Annotated in this window: 16 protein-coding genes and 2 pseudogenes; 13 read left to right on the top strand and 5 right to left on the bottom strand. The window is 70.2% G+C overall.

All coding sequences use genetic code 11. The annotated features are described in order from the left end of the window. Positions 1-98: 98 nt before the first annotated feature. The 5 genes and pseudogenes from CW362_RS21425 (at position 99) to CW362_RS21445 (ending at position 4,856) form a co-directional block, all read left to right on the top strand. The gene (locus tag CW362_RS21425) at positions 99-920 is read left to right on the top strand and encodes a Tat pathway signal sequence domain protein (protein WP_103551127.1); all 822 of its coding nucleotides are present in this window, start codon (positions 99-101) and stop codon (positions 918-920) included. A gap of 56 nt (positions 921-976) precedes the next feature. Continuing rightward, the gene (locus CW362_RS21430; protein ID WP_103551128.1) at positions 977-2,293 is read left to right on the top strand and encodes a copper amine oxidase; all 1,317 of its coding nucleotides are present in this window, start codon (positions 977-979) and stop codon (positions 2,291-2,293) included. A gap of 119 nt (positions 2,294-2,412) precedes the next feature. Continuing rightward, positions 2,413-3,651 (top strand): SAV2148 family HEPN domain-containing protein, encoded by a 1,239-nt coding sequence (locus tag CW362_RS21435; protein ID WP_103551129.1) that lies wholly within the window; start codon positions 2,413-2,415, stop codon positions 3,649-3,651. A 105-nt stretch (positions 3,652-3,756) separates the two neighbouring features. Beyond that, positions 3,757-4,062 (top strand): annotated as a pseudogene (locus CW362_RS21440) (exonuclease domain-containing protein); the annotation flags it as partial. 83 nt (positions 4,063-4,145) lie between these two features. Continuing rightward, complete coding sequence (locus CW362_RS21445) at positions 4,146-4,856, top strand: 3'-5' exonuclease (protein WP_103551167.1); 711 nt, start codon at positions 4,146-4,148, stop codon at positions 4,854-4,856. Positions 4,857-4,869: 13 nt separating this feature from the next. Here CW362_RS21445 and CW362_RS21450 read toward each other — a convergent pair whose 3' ends face one another. Together CW362_RS21450 and CW362_RS21460 are read right to left on the bottom strand one after the other, a co-directional pair. After that, on the bottom strand, positions 4,870-6,372 hold the full coding sequence (locus tag CW362_RS21450) for a S1 RNA-binding domain-containing protein (RefSeq protein ID WP_103551130.1): 1,503 nt from the start codon (positions 6,370-6,372) through the stop codon (positions 4,870-4,872). Between the two features lie 545 nt (positions 6,373-6,917). After that, positions 6,918-7,118, bottom strand: coding sequence for a hypothetical protein (locus CW362_RS21460; protein WP_162684168.1), 201 nt, complete (start codon positions 7,116-7,118; stop codon positions 6,918-6,920). A gap of 155 nt (positions 7,119-7,273) precedes the next feature. Here CW362_RS21460 and CW362_RS21465 point away from each other — a divergent pair, with 155 nt between their 5' ends. The 3 genes and pseudogenes from CW362_RS21465 to CW362_RS21475 form a co-directional block, all read left to right on the top strand. After that, on the top strand, positions 7,274-7,849 hold the full coding sequence (locus CW362_RS21465) for an IS607 family transposase (RefSeq protein WP_103551133.1): 576 nt from the start codon (positions 7,274-7,276) through the stop codon (positions 7,847-7,849). Then, complete coding sequence (gene tnpB, locus CW362_RS21470; protein WP_103551134.1) at positions 7,846-9,303, top strand: IS607 family element RNA-guided endonuclease TnpB; 1,458 nt, start codon at positions 7,846-7,848, stop codon at positions 9,301-9,303. Before CW362_RS21465 ends, tnpB begins: the two co-directional genes overlap by 4 nt. A gap of 62 nt (positions 9,304-9,365) precedes the next feature. Then, a pseudogene (locus tag CW362_RS21475) lies at positions 9,366-9,638 on the top strand (3'-5' exonuclease family protein); the annotation flags it as partial. 264 nt (positions 9,639-9,902) lie between these two features. Here CW362_RS21475 and CW362_RS21480 read toward each other — a convergent pair. After that, positions 9,903-10,766, bottom strand: a complete 864-nt coding sequence (locus tag CW362_RS21480) for a phosphotransferase enzyme family protein (protein WP_103551135.1) — start codon at positions 10,764-10,766, stop codon at positions 9,903-9,905. Between the two features lie 363 nt (positions 10,767-11,129). Between CW362_RS21480 and CW362_RS21485 the strand changes: the two genes are divergently transcribed. Then, entirely contained in the window at positions 11,130-12,128 is a 999-nt protein-coding gene (locus CW362_RS21485; protein WP_103551136.1) for a CDP-alcohol phosphatidyltransferase family protein, read from the top strand. A 137-nt stretch (positions 12,129-12,265) separates the two neighbouring features. Here CW362_RS21485 and CW362_RS21490 read toward each other — a convergent pair whose 3' ends face one another. Beyond that, the gene (locus CW362_RS21490; RefSeq protein WP_103551137.1) at positions 12,266-14,542 is read right to left on the bottom strand and encodes an MMPL family transporter; all 2,277 of its coding nucleotides are present in this window, start codon (positions 14,540-14,542) and stop codon (positions 12,266-12,268) included. A 285-nt stretch (positions 14,543-14,827) separates the two neighbouring features. Between CW362_RS21490 and CW362_RS21495 the strand changes: the two genes are divergently transcribed. From CW362_RS21495 to CW362_RS21510, 4 genes are all read left to right on the top strand, one after another. Continuing rightward, the gene (locus CW362_RS21495) at positions 14,828-15,376 is read left to right on the top strand and encodes a DUF1697 domain-containing protein (protein ID WP_103551138.1); all 549 of its coding nucleotides are present in this window, start codon (positions 14,828-14,830) and stop codon (positions 15,374-15,376) included. Next, complete coding sequence (locus CW362_RS21500; protein WP_103551139.1) at positions 15,369-15,776, top strand: nuclear transport factor 2 family protein; 408 nt, start codon at positions 15,369-15,371, stop codon at positions 15,774-15,776. The genes CW362_RS21495 and CW362_RS21500 overlap by 8 nt, the downstream gene beginning before the upstream one ends. A 10-nt stretch (positions 15,777-15,786) precedes the next feature. Then, entirely contained in the window at positions 15,787-16,380 is a 594-nt protein-coding gene (locus CW362_RS21505) for a TIGR03086 family metal-binding protein (RefSeq protein WP_103551140.1), read from the top strand. Positions 16,381-16,537: 157 nt separating this feature from the next. Beyond that, positions 16,538-17,155, top strand: coding sequence for a mycothiol-dependent nitroreductase Rv2466c family protein (locus tag CW362_RS21510; RefSeq protein WP_103551141.1), 618 nt, complete (start codon positions 16,538-16,540; stop codon positions 17,153-17,155). Between the two features lie 31 nt (positions 17,156-17,186). Here the strand turns inward: CW362_RS21510 and CW362_RS21515 are convergent, their stop codons facing one another. Then, positions 17,187-17,936: a sirohydrochlorin chelatase gene (locus CW362_RS21515; RefSeq protein ID WP_103551142.1), complete on the bottom strand. Its 750-nt coding sequence runs from the start codon at positions 17,934-17,936 to the stop codon at positions 17,187-17,189. Between the last annotated feature and the right edge of the window lie 4 nt (positions 17,937-17,940).

Raw genomic sequence — 17,940 nt, forward strand, 5'->3', positions numbered from 1 at the left:
ATGACTTACATCCCTCTTACCCCGCGACCAGGCATATCTCGTATGCCGAACCAGTGGGACTCGAACGACTCCTGGGGACGTAGGGGGTAGGGGGAAATGTGCGCAAGATAGTGCACCGCCATCTGGGCAAGGTGGTGGCGGGTGCGGCCATCGCGGTGGCCGGGACGGCCGTGATGATCGGTGTCACCCTTCCGGGGTCGGCGGGGGCCGAGGAATCGGGCGGAACGAGCGGGAGCGGCGGGTCCGCGCAGCAGGCGGCACAGGACGGGCAGGGCGGCCAGAGCGGCGCCGTGCGGCCCGGTGTCGTCGAGCGGGCGCCGGCCGAGGGGCAGAAGGGCAAGGGCCGTGACCCGCTGACCGACGACGAGATGCGGCGCGCCGAGCGGATCGCGGTGAACCGGCAGCTCTTCAACTCCAGCGAGAACGTCGAGGGCGACCGCGGACCGCAGCGCCTCGGGGTCGACCTCGCCGAGCCCGAGACGGCCGACCTGGACAACCCGGACGCGCCGCGCCGCGCCGACATCAGGTTCTACGACTACAAGGACGACACGCTCGTCACCAAGACCGTCGACCTCGACACCGGGAAGGTCGAGCAGACGGGCGTCCAGCACGGTGTGCAGCCGCCGATCAGCCGGGACGAGATGACCGAGGCCGCCAAGCTGCTGATCGCCGATCCGCTCGGCGCCGGCCTCAAGGCCGACTTCAAGGACGCGACCGGCAAGGAACTCACCTCGCCCGACCAGCTGGTGCTCAACAGCATGGTCTACCGCGCCACCTCCGGTGCCCAGCCCGCCGCCCTCGGCGCCTGCGGCGAGCACCGGTGCGTCCGGCTCTTCCCGAAGGTCAAGAACGGGCCCTGGATCGACAGCCGTGACCTGGTGATCGACCTGAGCGCCCGCAAGGTCGGCAAGCTCGGCTGAGCGCCGCCCTCCTGTCCTTCCCACCTTCACAGCTTTCCGCAAGGAGTCGTCTCTTCATGCGCGTCAACAGAAACAGCCGTGCCCGCAGCCGGGCGGCCGTGGGCCTCTCGACGCTCGCCCTGGCCGCCGGAGCGACGACGGCCGCGGGACCGGCCGTCGCCCAGCCCCGGTCCGCGCCCGCCCCGGCCGCCGACTGCAGCGCCGCCTACAAGATCGAACAGAAGCTCGCCACCGGCACCACCTGGCGGATGTGCTGGAGCTACGAGAGCGAGGCCGGACTCGTCCTGTCGAACATCTCGTACCAGCCCCCCGGCGAGACCGCCCCGATCAAGGTCCTGAGCACCGCCAAGCTCGCCCAGATCGACGTCCCCTACGACGACGGCTCGGTCGAGTACAGCGACCTGACCGGCGCCGGCTTCGGCCAGGGCCTGGTCGACATGGTCCCCGCCGAGTGCCCCGGCGGCTCCATCAAGACGGTCAAGGTCCCCGAGGCCTGGGACCCGGCGCACGCGAACGTCAAGGGCCTGTGCACCACCACCCGTTCGCGCGGCCACGCCTACCGGATGGAGGCCGACACCGGGAACAAGGTCTTCCAGAAGCAGGGCAAGGACCTGCTCATCTACACCGTCAACAAGGTCGGCTGGTACGAGTACATCACCGAGTGGCGGTTCCAGGACGACGGCACGATCAACATGAACGTCGGCGCCACCGGCAGCCTCTCGCCCTTCGACTACGACGCGGGCGACGGCCGCGGCTGGCCGCTGGGCAAGGGCGCCAAGGACTACGCCACCAGCCACAGCCACAACGTCTTCTGGCGGCTCAACTTCGGCCTGGACGGCTCGTCCAAGGCGAAGGTCGAGCAGTACGACTCCGTCGTCAGCCCGCCCGCGCAGGGCCAGCAGGCCCCCAGCAACAAGACCACGGTCACCAAGGTCGGCAAGGAACTCGCCGGCGACGCCAAGAACATGCGCTGGTGGCGCCTCGTCAGCAACTCCGGCAAGAACAAGGACAATCACGCACGCTCGTACGAGATCGTCCCGGGCGCGACCACCAAGTACCTCGGTCGTGCCTTCACCAAGCACGACGTCTACTTCACCGAGTACAACAAGTGCGAGCAGTTCGCGAGCGACAACCTGCGCAACTGCGGTGCCGGGCACGGCAAATCCGTCGACAAGTACGTCGACGGACAGACGCTCACCCACCCCGTGGTCTGGGTCAACGTGGGCTTCCACCACATCGCCCGGGACGAGGACCAGCAGCCGATGCCGGTCCACTGGCAGGGATTCTCCATCGCCCCGCGTGACGTCACCGCTATGAATCCGCTCACTCCGCCGGAGCTGGCGAACCAGAACGGGCATGTCGAACCCAGGTAGTTGGGAAACGACCTGTGCATCGGGCTGCACCGCTCGCCGCTCCCGGAGTACCCTTCCTTGATCGTTGATTGGGGCCTGGCCCCTGGGGAGTGCTCGGGGGAGCGGAAGGCGGTGCGTGGGTGGGCTCGGGAGGGCTGGAGCTGCCTCCTGGTGACGAGGGTCACGAGGGGAACTCCACAGATGTCCCACCCGGCGCGGTGTCACTGGCGCGGCCGATGGAGATGGGATCCATCGGACCGGAACTGGACTGGGGCGCCGACGCCTGGGGTGAGGTGCGTACGCGTGCCCAGCGGGCCGGACGCGCCTACATCTGGCTGAACCTGGTGGAACAGCGGCTGCGCGCGGTCGTGGCCGCTGTTCTCCGGCCCGTCTACGAACCCGTCCACGGCGACGACTGGGTGGTCGCCGCCGCGGGACCGGCCGGACAGGAATGGGTGCAGCGCGCGGTCGCCGTGCGCGAAGTCAGCCGCCGCAAGGGGTACTTGCTCGACCCGGCCGACGACAACGTGCTGAGCTTCCTCACGCTGCCCCAGCTGCGCGAGCTGATGGTGCAGCACTGGCCGTGCTTCGAGCCCTACTTCGACGAACGCAGGGACGTCGAACTCGCTCTGGACGAGCTGGAAGTGACCCGGAACGTCGTGTCGCGCAACCGCGCCCTGTCCGAGGCCGTCCTGAACCAGGCCGAGCGGGCCGCGGCGAGACTCCTGGAGATCCTCGGCGCCGGCAGTGACGTGCCCTCCGCGCGACGGCTGCCCGTGGACGCCGTCGAGGACCTCGTGGGCGACCGCTACGCGGACGTCGTCGGCGTGCACTCCGACCGGGTGCGGCTGCTGCGCCAGTTCCCCGCCGAGGACCTCTTCGGCGGAGCCCGCCGGCTCGACGCCGTCGGCATCGGTCTGAACCTGCTGGTGCAGAACTTCTCCGGGCGCCGGCTGGTCCGTCTCGCCGAGTCCGGCTGCCGCACCCGGCTGCTGTTCCTGAACCCCGCGTCCAGCGCGGTCAAGCGGCGTGAGCGCGAACTCGGGATCAAGCGCGGCGAGCTGAGCCGGTCGGTCGAGATGAACATCCTGCACATGCGGCGCGTGCGGTCCCGGCTGCGCGACCCGGACGCCTTCGAGATCCAGGTCTACGACGAGACGCCCCGTTTCACCGCGTACCTCGTCGACGGGGACGGCTCGGACGGCATCGCGGTCGTGCAGTCCTATCTGCGCCGCGCGCGGGGCATGGAGGCGCCGGTCCTGGTGCTGCGCGGCGGGAGCCGGGTGCTCAGACCGGACCAGATCGGAGAAGAGGGACTTTTCCCCACCTATCGGGAAGAATTCGAGGCGGCCTGGGCCGATTCGCGGCCGGTGTCCTGAAGGCCGTCCCTTCCGGCCCGGTGGAACACGCTCCCCGGATTGTCAGTGGCTCATGGGATCGTGGGGACCACTGGGGGAAAGCACCACGAAGAAGGGGGGCCGCCCATGGGCTGGCACCGGGAGCTGCTGATCGGCTTCGACCTGGAGACGACCGGGACCGATCCGCGCGAGTCGCGCATCGTCACGGGGGCCGTGATAGAGGTCAAGGGCGGAGAGCCGCTGGACCGCCGCGAGTGGCTGGCCGATCCGGGTGTGGAGATCCCGGCCGACGCGGTGGCGGTGCACGGGATCACCAATGAGCGCGCGACCGCCGAGGGCCGCCCCGCGGCCGAGGTCGCCGACGCCATCGCGGAGGTCCTCGTCACCCACTGGCGCACCGGCGTCCCGGTCGTCGCGTACAACGCCGCCTTTTATCCACGCACCTCAGCCGCGTCTCAGGTGTCTCATCCGGAAGCGTGCCGGGTTCCGGTCTGCGCTGGAGCGGGGGCTGCGTGATGACCTGGATCACTGGGCCTCTGGCGGCCTTCGACCTGGAGACCACGGGCACGGACATCGAGACCGACCGCGTAGTCACCGCGGCGGTCGTGCGTCTGGAGCTGGACGGGGCCGTCTCGACGGAACGGACCTGGCTGCTCGACCCCGGGGTGGCGATACCCGAAGAGGCCGCGGCGATCCACGGCATCTCGACGGAGCAGGCCCGGGAGCAGGGAGTCCCGGCCGCGCTCGCCATCGAGGAAATCACACATGCTGTCGCAGAGGTCCTGCAGGCAGGGACGCCTCTGGTCGTGATGAACGCGCGCTACGACCTGTCACTGCTGGACCGTGAGTGCCGACGGTACGGGCTGGAGCCGCTCAGTGAGCGGCTGGGTGCTGTTCCCTCGCCGGTTGTGGATCCTTTGGTGATCGACAAGCACATCGACAAGTACCGGAAGGGCACGCGTGCCCTCCACGCCCTGTGCGCGTACTACGGCGTGTCGCTCGACGACGCTCACAATGCGAGAGCGGACGCGGTGGCTGCGGCTCGTGTGGTGCGACGTATGGGGGAGAAGCGCCAGTCCATCGGGACGATGCCTCTGGCGGACCTGCACGACCTCCAGGTACGAGCGGCGGCCGAGCAGTCGGCCTCTTTGCAGGCGTACCTGCGGCGGACCACGAACCCGACGGCAGTCGTGGAGTCGGCTTGGCCGGTCATCCCGCGCAGCTGACGGCTCGGACGGGTCAAGCCCCTCCGTGCGCGAGAGCCTGAAGGTGGGACAGAGTGATGCGCCGCCGGGTGGGGTCGACGTCGAGAATCTTCACGACAAGAGAGGCGCCGACCTGAATGACGTCCTCCGGGTCGGCAACGGGGTCCTCGGACAACTCGGTGTTGTGCACGAGTCCCTCGAGGCCGTCCTCTCGGTCCTCGATGCGAACGAAGGCGCCGAACGGCACGAGTTTGGTCACGACACCGGTCACGACCTGGCCGACCTGCTGGATGAACTGCGGCATCGGGTCGTCCTGCAATGCCTTCAAGGACAGCGGCACGCGCTCTCTCACCATGTCGACGTCGAGAACCTCGGCCGAGATCTCCTGTCCGACGGTGACGACGTCGGACGGGTGATCGATGCTCCTCCAGGACAGCTCTGGAATGTTGATCATTGCGGTGAAGCCGCCGATGTCCACGAAGGTGACGCCGAAGTCGGCGATCTTCATGACCGTGCCGGTGACGATCTGCCCGCGGTGGAGAGTCTTCAGGAGGGCCCAGTTCCGGTCGCTCGGCGTCGGATCGGTTCTCCACCGCGCGCGCAGAACACCGTCGCTGTCGGGCAGGACCGCGGTGAACAGCGGGTGGCGTTCGTCGAGGGTCAAAGACAGGGCCGTAGCGGCACGGGCGCCTGCCACCCGGGCGGTCAGCTCCCGGTACTCGGACTCGTCGGCCATCGTGCTGGAGATGGTCCCGTTCTCGTCCTCCCATACGAACTCCACCGGACCTTCGTCGGGAAGCGAGGCGAGGACCGCGTCGACATCGGTGGACAGGTCCGGCCAGACGGTCAACTGGGCACGAGGGGTGAGCCGGGCGCGTACCGCGTCGAGGGTGTCCTCGGTGAGGCGATGCCAGCGGGAGGCATTGTGGAGGTACCCCTCCTCCAATATCGCTGCTTGCCGCATGGCGATGGACCGGCGCAGAAGGGCCCAGAAGTCCTCGTCGGCGGGCCGCTGCACGCCGGGCTCATCGAAGTCCGCGTCGTAGGGCGAGGCATCCAGCCGCTCCGGGAAGAGGCCGAGAGCCCGGGTGCGGGCAAAGGCGCGCTCGCAGGGTCTGTCACTCCTGACGCAGACGTACTGGTCCCAACCGACCTGCACGACGAACCTGTCCTCCGCCTCCAGACGGCACCAGGCACCGTTGTCGCGGAGCATGACCCTGACCAGCTCCAGGCCGAGGGAGAGGGGCACCTCGGCACCGTCGTGGAACCCGCTGAGATCGGGTGGGAAGAGCCCGGCAAGACCGTGGCCGTCGATCGCCGGCTCCAGGCCGAAGTGGGCAAGGCCGGAGGAGATCCCCGGCTCACGGATGGCCAGATGCTCGATGCCGGTGTCCTCGGCGAAGGCGGCGATCGCTTGCAGATAAGCAGCCTCGACCGGTCCGTGGTCGCTGGTCGAATCCTCGGCGCCGACGTAGCTGCCGTGCTCGTCGCGGTCGGCAGGGTCGTACTTGGTGATCCGGTAGACGAAAGGCGGCACGTTGCTCCCCGTGGTAGTTGACGATGCACACTCAGCGGTCGATCTCGTGATCGGGAGCGAGGGGCGGGTGCCGACGCATCGCCGCCTTCGAGGATGGCCACCGCGATCACCTTCTGCAAGCGGGATACCGTGCCGCATCAGGTCGCATCGATCAGCGGCGATCGATGCGAGTGACGCGATCGCTTCGGTCGGCTGCCTGGGAGAGGCACCGGTTCTCCAGGGTGAGGAGCTGAACCTGCTGTGCGAGGACGTTGATCGAGGAGCGTAGCTCCCGCACCTCGCGCGCATGCTCTTGGCGGAGTCGGCGCTCGGCGCCCTTCAGTGCCTGGACCTCCTGCCGGAGGGAGGCCGAGGGTGCGGCCGCTTCTTCTCGATCGGCTACGAGGTCTCGGAATTCCGCCAGAACATGGGGGTAGCGGTAGGCGCTGGCTCTGCTGACGCCGGCTTCAACGGCGAGTGAGGCGATGGTCAGGGAACCGTCGCTACGGGTGGGCTCCCCTCGGAGCAGGCGTTCGGAAGCCGCTCGGAGGGCTGCTTCGGTTGCGTCAGTCGTTGGCACGGTCGATCCCCTCGATCACTTTGCTGACGTCGTTGAGACGCTCTCGCAGAGCTGTTCGCTGGAGATCGGAGAGTCCCACGAAGGCCAGTGCGCGCTCGGTGTTTCCGCGTGCTGCTTCCCACCCGTTGCGATGCCGGGTCGTGATGGTCGAGTTCCCGCAGCGATCCGGGCGGCAGTTGTTGAGCATGGGTTGGTCCGTACTGCCGACAGTACGGCAGAGGGCGGTTTCGGGCTGGTAGTAGCAGTCGTTCAGCGTTCCGACGTGCAAGGGTGAAAGCTGCTACGGATTTTCTAGTCATTCATGGTCATCTGTAGTCGTATGTCTCACATATCTTGGTTCTCGTGAAGCTTTCGGAGTGGGCCCGTCAGCAGGGCGTGAGCTACCAGACCGCCTGGCGGTGGGTGAAGGACGGGAGGATGCCCGTCCCGGTCCGTCAGGCGCCGTCCGGAACGTGGCTGGTCGACGAGGTCGCTGTCCAGCCGTCCGGGCGTGTGGTGGCGTACTGCCGTGTGTCGTCCGCCGACCAGAAAGCCGACCTTGAGCAGCAGGCCGCCCGCGTCGTGTCCGGTGCGAACGGGCTCGGTCTGGCCGTCGCCGAGGTCGTCACCGAAGTCGGCTCAGGGTTGAACGGCCGGCGTCGCAAGCTGCACCGCATCCTGTGCGACCCGTCCGCCGCGGTGATCGTGGTCGAGCACCGTGGCCGGCTGGCCCGGTTCGGCGTCGAGCACCTGGAAGCTGCTCTGTCGGCGTCCGGGCGGCGTCTGGTCGTCCTCGATCCCACCGAGACCGCCGATGACCTCGTACGGAACATCACCGAGGTGCTGACGTCGATGTGTGCCCGCCTGTACGGGCAGAGGGCGGCGAAGAACCGGGCCGCCCGCGCGGTGGCCGTCGCGACCGGCGAGGCCGCCGAGTGAAGAAGTTCCGGCCGCAGCCCGGGTTCGTGGTGCAGGCGTTCCGGTTCGCCCTGGACCCGAGTGCCTCTCAGGAGGCCGCGTTGCGCTCGCACTGCGGTGCGGCCCGCGCGGCCTACAACTGGGCTGTCGGCTGGGTCGAGGCGTCGTGGTGGCAGCGTAAGGCGGAGGAGTCCTACGGGATTCCCGAGGCCGGACTGACAGAATGGCGGCCGTGGTCGCTGCCTTCCCTGCGGAAGGCGTTCAACGTCGTCAAGCACACCGATCCGAGGTTCGCCGCCTGGTGGGAGGACAACTCCAAGGAGGCGTACTCCACCGGCCTGGCGAACGCGTCCACGGCGTTCGACAACTACGCGAAGTCCCAGCAGGGCAAGCGGCGCGGCGGGCGGATGGGCGCGCCGCGGTTCAAGTCGAAGCGGAAGGCGCGTCTGTCCTGCCGGTTCACGACTGGCGCGATCCGCGTGGACGTCGACGGCCGGCACGCCACGCTGCCCAGGCTGGGCACGATCCGCACCCATGAACCCACCGTCAAGCTCCTGTCCCGTGTCAGGGCCGGGACCGCCCGGATCCTGTCCGCCACCGTCCGCCATGAACGTGGACGCTGGTTCGTGTCCTTCCAAGCAGAGGTGAAACGGGACCTCGAACGTGTGGCGCGGCCGGACATGGCGGTCGGCATCGACCTCGGGGTGAAGAATCTGGCGGTCCTGGCCGACAGCACCGGCGAGATCCGTACCGTCGCAAATCCCGGGCACTACGACCGGGCGCGCGGTCAGCTGCGCCGCGCCTCCCGGGTGGTGTCCCGGCGCCGCGGCCCTGACCGCAGGACCGGACAGAGGCCGTCCCGCCGCTGGGAGAAGGCCAACGCCCGGCGAAACAAGGTCCACCACCGGGTGACGAACCTCCGCGAGGACACCCTGCACAAGCTGACCACCGCGGTGGCGGCCGAGTACGGCACGGTCGTGGTCGAGGACCTGAACGTCGCCGGCATGCTCCGCAACCGGCGCCTGGCCCGCCGCATCGCCGACGCCGGGCTCGGCGAGATCCGCCGACAGCTCACCTACAAGACCCGCCAACGCCACGCCACGACCGTCATCACGGCGAACCGCTGGTACCCCTCCTCGAAAACCTGTTCCGGGTGCGGCGCGGTGAAAGCCAAGCTGCCGCTGCACGTCCGGACCTACGCATGCGACGCCTGTCACCTGGTCATCGACCGGGACGATAACGCCGCACGCAACCTCGCCGCACTCGCGGCAGCCTGCACCACTGGTACCGGAGTGGCCGGAGACCAGGACACCACCCCGGTGGTGTCGAAGCCTCGTGGAGCCGACCGTAGGACCCGCGCCACTCGCCCCCGCCGCAAGGCGGAGGCGGGGCGGGCAGGTGGCACAACCCTGCCGCAACAGCAGCAGGAGGAAACGAGAGACCGTCCTCAAGCCGAAGCCCTCACGCTTTGGTGATGTGACGGACCTTCCGGGCCGAAATACTCGGAATGCCGAGACCTGACTACAGTCTCGGCAACGGCAAGCGCAATCTGGAGGCGGTCTGCACCGAGTACGGAGTGGTCCTGGGCTCCGCCCACGACGCCTCCGCCGCCGCCCGGCTCGCCTGCGCGATAGCCGGCCGCCACCCCGGGGTCGCGGCCCTCGGTCCCGCCGAGCTGCACCGCCGGCAGATCGAGTGGTACGCGGAGTGGGCGGCGGACTTCCAGTCCTTCCTGCGCCGCAAGGGCGAGACGGACGCGGTCGTGGACGGGTCCTGGCCGCTGCGGGACCTGGCGGACGAACGCGTCTGACCCGAGCGGGGCTCAGGGCGCGCTCGCCCGAGCCCGGCCGACCCCGAGCCACCCGGCCGCCCCCGAGCCACCCGGGTGACTCCGGGCGACGCGGGCGGTCCCTGGCGGGCCCGGGGAGACGCAAGGCGCTCGGGCGGGCCCGGGAGACCTCGGGTGCTCCGGCGGGCTTCTGGTGTCCGGTCGGTCCCGGGTGGACACCGGTCATCGGGAGACCCCGGGCGGCCATCCGGCCTCCGGGCGGCCCCGGCGGGCACCGGGATCAGGTCAGAACGGGTACCAGCGCACCGTCTCGTCGCCGTCCCGCAGTGATGCCACCCGGCGTTCGAACTCGGCCAGCGCCCTCGGGTTCGTCGGCGCGTGCTGGGCGACCCAGGCACAGCTCGCGGTCTCGCGGGCGCCCCGGAGCACCGAGCAGCCCTCCCACGCCCGGACGTCCCAGCCGTACGTCTTCGTGAAGGAGTCGTAGGCCTCGGCGGGAAGCCCGTAGCGGTCCCGGGAGAGGGCCATGACCACCAGGTCGTGCTCCCGCAGATCCGCGGAGAAGGTCTCCAGGTCGACCAGGACCGGGCCGTCCGGGCCGACGTGGACGTTGCGGGGCAGCGCGTCGCCGTGGATCGGGCCCGGCGGCAGCTGCGGGGTGAGCGCGGCGGCCGCGGCGGCGAAGCCGTCGCGCCGCTCCCGCAGGTACGCCGCGTCCGCGGTGGCGATCGCGTCGCCCGCCAGGCGCAGCCAGCGCTCCACGCCGCCGAGGAGTTCGCGGGGCGGCAGCGCGAAGGAGGGCGAGGGCAGCGCGTGCACCACCCGCAGCAGTCCGGCCAGATCGCCCGGCTCGGCGGGGCGGACGGCGTCGGGCAGCCGGTGCCACACCGTCACGGGGTGTCCGTCGACCAGTAGCGCCTCCGGCTCGGCGGCCCGCACCGCGGGGACGCCCGAGTCGGCGAGCCAGGCGGCGACGGCCAGTTCCCGGCGCGCACGGTCGTGGAGTTCGGCATCGCGCCCCACCTTGACGACCAGGTCGCCGACGCCGAACACCGCGTTCTCGCCGAGGGCGAGGAGCGACGCGTCCCGCACCGGTCCCGGCAGCACCTTCGCCGCGGCCAGTACGTCCCGCGCCCGTGCCTCGTCCATCGCTCGCCTCCGTGTCCCCGCGCACCGTCCGCGCGGCCCTCGCGTACGACGGCTCCGGGTTCCCGCCGTCCGGCGGCCAGTGTCGCATTTCCCCAGGCCGGACCGGGTGCGCGGTGTCCTCAGCCGTGCGACGCCCTTCCGTGGGGGTTGTACCCGGGAGGTGAAGTCCTGGCGCACATTCAATAACGGTCGGGTCATTGTGTAACGCTCGAATAACGCAGGGGTCGCTCGAAAATCCCGTGGACTCGGGTATCGGTTGGACCATTGATCCTGCGGAAAGGTTGCACGGAGCGGATCTTGTGACTTGGGTAAAGGGATTCCTAGCGTGAGGTTAATTCCAACCGAACGTCAGGAAGTTGGCCCATGAGACTCGTACGTCGAGACGTTCCGGACCTCGCCGAGGTGCGGCGTATCACGGAGAAGAAGCGTGACGCGTGGTGGACGGTGCTGCTCGTCGACCCGGTCGCCACACCGCTGGTCAGGCAGCTCGCCATGCGGACGCGGGTCACACCGAACCAGATCACCTGGGGCGCGTTCCTGCTCGGTCTGGTCTCGGCGGCCTGTTTCGCGCTCGGTGACTGGCGCTGGCTCGTCGTGGGCGCGGCCGTCTACCACGTCAGCTTCATCTTCGACTGCATGGACGGCAAGCTCGCCCGGCTCACCGGTCAGGGCTCGGTGTTCGGAGCCTGGCTGGACTTCGTCTTCGACCGCATCCGGGTGGCCGCGTGCGCGGTGGCGCTGATGGCCGGCCAGTACGGGCGCAGCGGGGACGAGCTGTACATCTGGCTGGCCCTCGCCGTCGTGGGACTCGACACCCTGCGCTACATCAACTCCCTGGAGATCTTCAAGATACGCCACACGATGCGCAAGCAGATCAAGTCCCGGCTGCGGGAGGCGCGTCGTGCCGAGAACCAGGCCGAACTGGCCTTCATGGAGGACTTGCTGCGCGACAACCCCGAGGCCGACATCGAGCAGGACGCGAGCAGGGCCGGGGCGGCCGCCGGGGTGGAGGCAGGGGTGGAAGCCGAGGTGGAGGCCGCCGAGAGCGCGACGGCCGTTCCCTCGCCCCGGGTGATCGATCTGCAGCGGGAGTTCCGTCTCCGTTTTCCGGCTTATCTGAGGGTGCGTGCCTTTCTGCTGCGATACCGGATTCGCCCGCATCTGGTCAGCGGAATCGAATTCCAGATGGGTGCCTTCATCATCGGTCCGCTTCTCGACGCGGTCCTGGAGGCGACAGTCGTCTCCGGTGTGCTGCTTCTTGTTTTCGAACTCGCCATCATCTACAAGCTTCTGCTGTCCACCCGGGACTTCACGCGCACGATCAATTCGTTCGAGCGCGACGCGGTGACCAAGGCCGCCTGAGCCCCGTTCACCGGCGGGGGCCGTCCGGGAGACCGTGCCGCACCGGAGAAGCGGCAGGGCCCGTCGGCCTCCCCCGAAGCGGAGGCCGACGGGCCCGGAAAGTGCGGTGCTGCCGTGCCGGTCGTTCCGGCGCCCGGCTACACCCCGGCCCGCTCGCCCTGGGGCAGCACCGGAGGCAGAGCGGCCTCGGGAGCCTCGTCGTGGGTGAGGTCGGGCATCCGGTTCAGCCACTTCGGCAGGTACCAGTTGCGCTCGCCGAGCAGGGCCATGACCGCCGGGAGCAGGACGCCCCGGATGATCGTCGCGTCGATGAGCACCGCGGCCGCCAGGCCCACGCCCATCTGCTTCATGGACTGCATGGACAGGGTTCCGAAGATCGCGAAGACGGCGACCATGATGACGGCGGCGCTGGTGACGACACCGGCCGTGGTGACCACCCCGTGCCGGATGGCGTCCTTGGTGCTGCGGCCCCGCAGCCGTGCCTCACGGATCCGGGACACCACGAACACGTGGTAGTCCATCGAGAGCCCGAAGAGGATCACGAACAGGAACAGCGGCAGCCAGGTGACGATGGCGCCGACGCCCTCCGCACCCACCAGGGACGCGCCCCAGCCGTGCTGGAAGACCGCGACCAGGATGCCGTAGGCGGCCGCCACCGAGAGGAGGTTGAGCATGATCGAGGTGATCGCGATCGTCAGGGAGCGGAAGGAGAGCAGCATCAGGACGAAGGCGAACACGACCACGAAGGCGAACACCGGGGTCACCGAGCCGATGAGCTGGTCGTTGAAGTCGTGCGATCCCGCGACCTGGCCGGTGACGGGCGCCTGGAGACCGTCGACCTTGCCGAGCGTCCGCGGACGCACCGTGTCGCGCAGCAGCTCCAGGCTCTTCTCCGCCTTGCCCTGGTCGGAGCCTCCGACCAGCGGGACGAAGACGAGGGCGACGTTCTGCTCCGCGTGCACCTTGATGTCGACCGGACCGCGCGAGGCACCCGAACTGACCGCCGCCGCGCGGAAGTCGGCGAGCGCGGCCTTCACGTCGGCGGCGTTGATGTCCCGCGCCTTGACGACCACCTCGGCCGGCTCGGAGCCGCCGGGGAAGGCCTCGTTGACCCGGTTGTAGGTGCCGACGATCGACAGCGAGTCGCCGAACTCCTTGTCCAGGGTGAGCTGCTGGGTCTTCATGCCGAGCGCCGGGGCGGCGACGGCGAGCAGCGCGCCCGTCGCGACGACCAGGGAGACGGCGGGCTTGGCGAGCACCACGCGCAGAACGGCGCTCCAGAACCGGCTGCCCTCGTCGGCCGTACGGCGGTTGTTCCGGCCCGCGGCGGCGGCGCGCCGCTTGGCCCGGTGCAGGAACGGGACACGGCCCTTCTCGACCCGGTCGCCGAGCAGGGAGAGCAGCGCGGGAAGCACGGTGACCGAGCCGACCATGGCGACGGCGACGACGATCAGGGAGGCCAGGCCCATCGCCTCGAACTCGGCGAGCCCGGTGAAGAGCATGCCCGCCATCGCCACGCACACGGTGACCCCGGAGACGATGATGGCGCGGCCACTGGTCGCGGCGGCGATCCGCAGTGCCGTACCGGCGTCGCGGCCGGCCTCGCGCTCCTCGCGCTCACGCCGCAGGTAGAACAGGCAGTAGTCGACACCGACGGCCAGACCCACCAGCAGCATCACGGAGTTGGCCGTGTCGCTCATCGGCATCAGATGGCTGACGATGCCCATCAGGCCCATCGTCGCCATGATGGCCGTGACGGCGAGCGCCACCGGGAGCAGCGCCGCCACCAGCGCGCCGAACGCGATCAGCAGGATGCCCAGCGCCACCGGGACGGCGGAGAGTTCGGCCTTCTGGAAGTCGTCGCCGAACGCGTCGTCGTACTGCTTCATCATGCTGGCGCCGCCGATCTCCTCGATCCGCAGCCCGGCGTGGTCCTTCTGGACGCGCTCGACGGCCTTCAGCACGGGTTCGACGCGGTCGCCCGCCGTCTCCGAGTCGCCGCGCATGTCGAACTGGACGAGCGCGCTGCGGCCGTCCTTCGAGATCGTTCTTGTGTCGTACGGCGAGGTCACGTCGGTGACCTTGCCGGTGGCGCCGACCGCCTGGATCACCGCGGAGACCGCGCTCCTGAAGTCGGCGTCGGTCGCCTTGGTGCCCGCGTCCTTCGCCTGGACCAGAACCGTCTCGCCGGCCGGCTCCTCGATCCCGGCATCCTCGATGATCTTGGCGGCGGTGTGGGTCTCGCCCTTGAGCTGGTCGCTCTCCTTGACGTCGACGCGGCCCGCCGCGGAGCCGAGGCCCATCGCCAGGACGACGAAGAGCACCCAGATTCCGACGGCGGCCCATCGGTGGCGGGCGCTCCAGCCGCCTGCTCGCGCGGCGATGCCGCGCACCCGTGTGTCTGCGTTCCCCATGACGGGCCTGCCCCCTTGAGCACGGTGACAGCCCCCTGCCGCCACCTTCCGTAATGAAGGTATGGGCCCGACAATCCCGTCTCCTCGTACTGACCGGTGAACCGCCGGACCTCCCGCTCCTCCCCGCGGACCCCGCGTCCTCCCCACTGGGGAGGACGGAAGCCCCTTACACGTAACGGCACTTCTCGGGGGTATTGCTCAGGGGTCGGCCCGGCTCCCGGACACCCCGGGGCCCGGCTGTCGCGCCCCGCCCCCGGCACGCCGCGCCCGGCCTATGGTGGGCGGATGACGACGACGTACGCGGCGCTGTTGCGCGGCATCAACGTGGGCGGCGCGAAGAAGGTGCCGATGGCCGAGCTGCGCACCCTGATGGAAGGACTCGGGTACGGCGACGTCCGCACCTATCTCCAGAGCGGGAACGCGGTGTTCAGCAGCGACGGCGGCGACGAGGAGTCCCTCGCCGGGGAGCTGTCCGGGGCCGTCGAGAAGCACTTCGGCTTCGGCGTCGGAGTGCTCGTCCGCGATCACGCCTATCTGCGGGCCGTGCGGGAGGCCTGCCCGTTCCCGGCGGCCGAGCTGGAGGCCAGGCAACTGCACGTCACGTACTTCTCGCACCCCGTCGACGCCGGGCGCTTCGCCTCCGTCGAGCCCGCGGCCTTCTTCCCCGAGGAGTTCCGCCTCGGTGACCGCGCCCTGTACCTCCACACGCCCGACGGCCTCGGCCGCTCCAGGCTGGCGGAGACCCTGGCCAAGCCCAGGCTGCTCAAGGGCGTCCTCGCCACCACGCGGAACTGGAACACCGTCGTCAAACTGGAGGAGCTGACCGGTGCCTGAGCACAACGCCGCCGTCGAGGCCGCCGTCGAGAACGAGCTGCGCCTGCTCGACCCGGCGGTCCGCCGCTCGCCGGACCTCGTCGCCGCCCTGCTGCACCCCGACTTCCGCGAGTTCGGCGCGTCCGGCCAAGTCTGGGACCGCGCCTCGACCGTCGTGTCGCTGGCCGACGGGATGGAGGACGGCGGCCGGATCACCACCTCACGGATGAAGGGGGTGCAGCTCGCCCCCGACCTGGTCCACCTGACCTTCGACACCGACAGCAACGGCCGCCGGGCGCACCGCAGTTCGCTGTGGCGGAGGGTCGGGGACGATTGGCTCCTGTACTTCCACCAGGGCACGCCGTACGGTCCCGCGGGGACTGTCGCGTTTGTTCAAGAGGCACGGCCCCCGCGTCCGTAGCGTGGAAGCCATGAACGATGCGTACAAGAACGTGTATCCGCACATGGTCGAATGCGCCGCAGAGGCCGCCCGGGTGGCCCGCGGGGTCACGGACGGACAGCTGTCCGGTCCCTCGTACTGCACGGACTGGGACGTCCGCACCCTGGTCAACCACTGGGTCCTCTACACCTCGCACGGCCTGGAGCACCGGGCCCTGCGCAAGCAGCTCCCCGAGGAGCTGACCGCGCGCGACTTCACGGCCGAACCCGGCTGGGCCGAGGCCTACGCCGAGCAGCTCGACCGGGCGGTCGCGGCCTGGGACGACCCCGCCGTGTGGGACGGCGAGGTCCCCCTCGGGACGGAGAGGATGCCCGCGGCGGACATCGCCTCGATGATCGTCAAGGAGATGGCGGTGCACGGCTGGGACGTCGCCGCGGCCACGGGAGGGACCTTCCGCGTCTCGGACGGCGCCGCCCGGTTCGTCCTCGACGTGGTCGACACCCACGCCGAGCTCTACCGCCGCTACGACGGCTTCGCCGACCCGGTGGACGTCCCCGAGGACGCCCCCGCCTTCGACCGCGCCCTCGCCCACAGCGGCCGGGATCCGCGCCGGTCCACGGCGTAGCGGCCGCCGGGCCGTGCGGCCGGGGACGGGGCGCGGGTCGTGCGGCCGGGGACGGGCAGCGGGTCGTGCGGCCGGGGCCGAACCGGAGAATTGGCCCATGATTTCCGTGCGTGATTGGGCCGGGATCCTGTACCACCGCGTGACTAGCCTCGACGGCATGACGACGACATCACCCACCCGGGTCGACTTCTGGTTCGACCCCGCCTGCCCCTTCGCCTGGATCACCTCGCGCTGGATCCTCGAGGTCGAGCGGCGCCGTCCGCTCGACCTCCGGTTCCACGCCATGAGCCTGTACCTGCACAACACCGGCAACGAACTGCCCGACTGGTACCGGGACCTGGTGGACCGTTCCATCGGGCCGGTGCGGGTCGCGGTGGCCGCGGCGGAGGCGCACGGCGAGAAGGTGCTGCGCGATCTCTACACCGCCCTCGGCACCCGCATCCACCAGCGCGGGATGAAGGACTTCGACGCGGTGACCGCCGAGGCGCTCGCCGAGCTGGGGCTCCCGGCCGCCCTCGCCGACGCGGCCCACGACCCCTCGTACGACGAGGCGGTGCGCCGCAGCCACGACGCCGGGACCGAGGCGGACTCCGGCGCCTATGTCGGCACCCCCACCCTCCACGTCGACGGAACGGTGTGGTTCGGCCCCGTGCTCCGGGCCGTTCCGCGCGGCGAGAAGGCCGCCGAACTCTTCGACAGCTTCCGTGTCCTCGCCGCCCACCCCGACTTCTTCGAGCTCAAGCGGACCCGGACGGGCGGCCTCTCCTTCGACTGACCGCCCCGGAGCACCCGCCGCCGCGTGGAGGTCAGGCGCCGATCGCGGACAGGAACGGCGTCCGGGCCTCGTCGTAGCGGTCCAGCAGGACCCGCGCGACCTCCGGCGCGGGACCGAGGACGTCGCCGAGCACGTCCGCCCCGGCGGCGCCCCGGGCGATGCGGTCCGGCAGGAAGCCGGGGGCCAGGACGTACGGGGCGACGGCGACGCGTTCGCAGCCGAGGGCGCGCAGCTCGCGGACGGCGTCCTCGGTGCGGGGAAGGGATGCGGAGGCGAACGCGGGCCGCACGGCGCACCAACCGGTGTGCCGCCACTCCCGCGCGATTTCTGCGATCACCGCGATCGCCTCCGGGTCGGTGGACCCGGCCGAGGCCAGCACGACCCCGGTCCGGGACTTGTCGGCGGGCGTGATCCCCGCCTCGTACAGCCGGCGTTCGAGCGCGGCCGTCAGCAGCGGGGACGGGCCGAGCACCTCCGCCTGCCGGATCCGCAGCCGTGACGGTGCCTCGCGCAGCACCGCCGGGATGTCCGACTTGGCGTGGAAGGCGCGGGTCAGCAGCAGCGGCAGCGCCACCACGTCCCGTACCCCCTCGGCCGCCAGGGACTCCAGCACCCCCTGCACGGAGGGGATGTTGAAGTCGAGGAACCCGGTCTCCACGCGCAGGCCCGGGCGCTGGGCGCGCACCCTCTCCACCAGGGCGTGCACCGTCGCGGCGTGCCGCGGATCGCGGCTGCCGTGGGCGATGACGACGAGGACGGGACGCTCGGGCCTGCTGCTCATGACG

Source organism: Streptomyces populi, from assembly GCF_002911015.1.
GTDB lineage: Bacteria > Actinomycetota > Actinomycetes > Streptomycetales > Streptomycetaceae > Streptomyces > Streptomyces populi.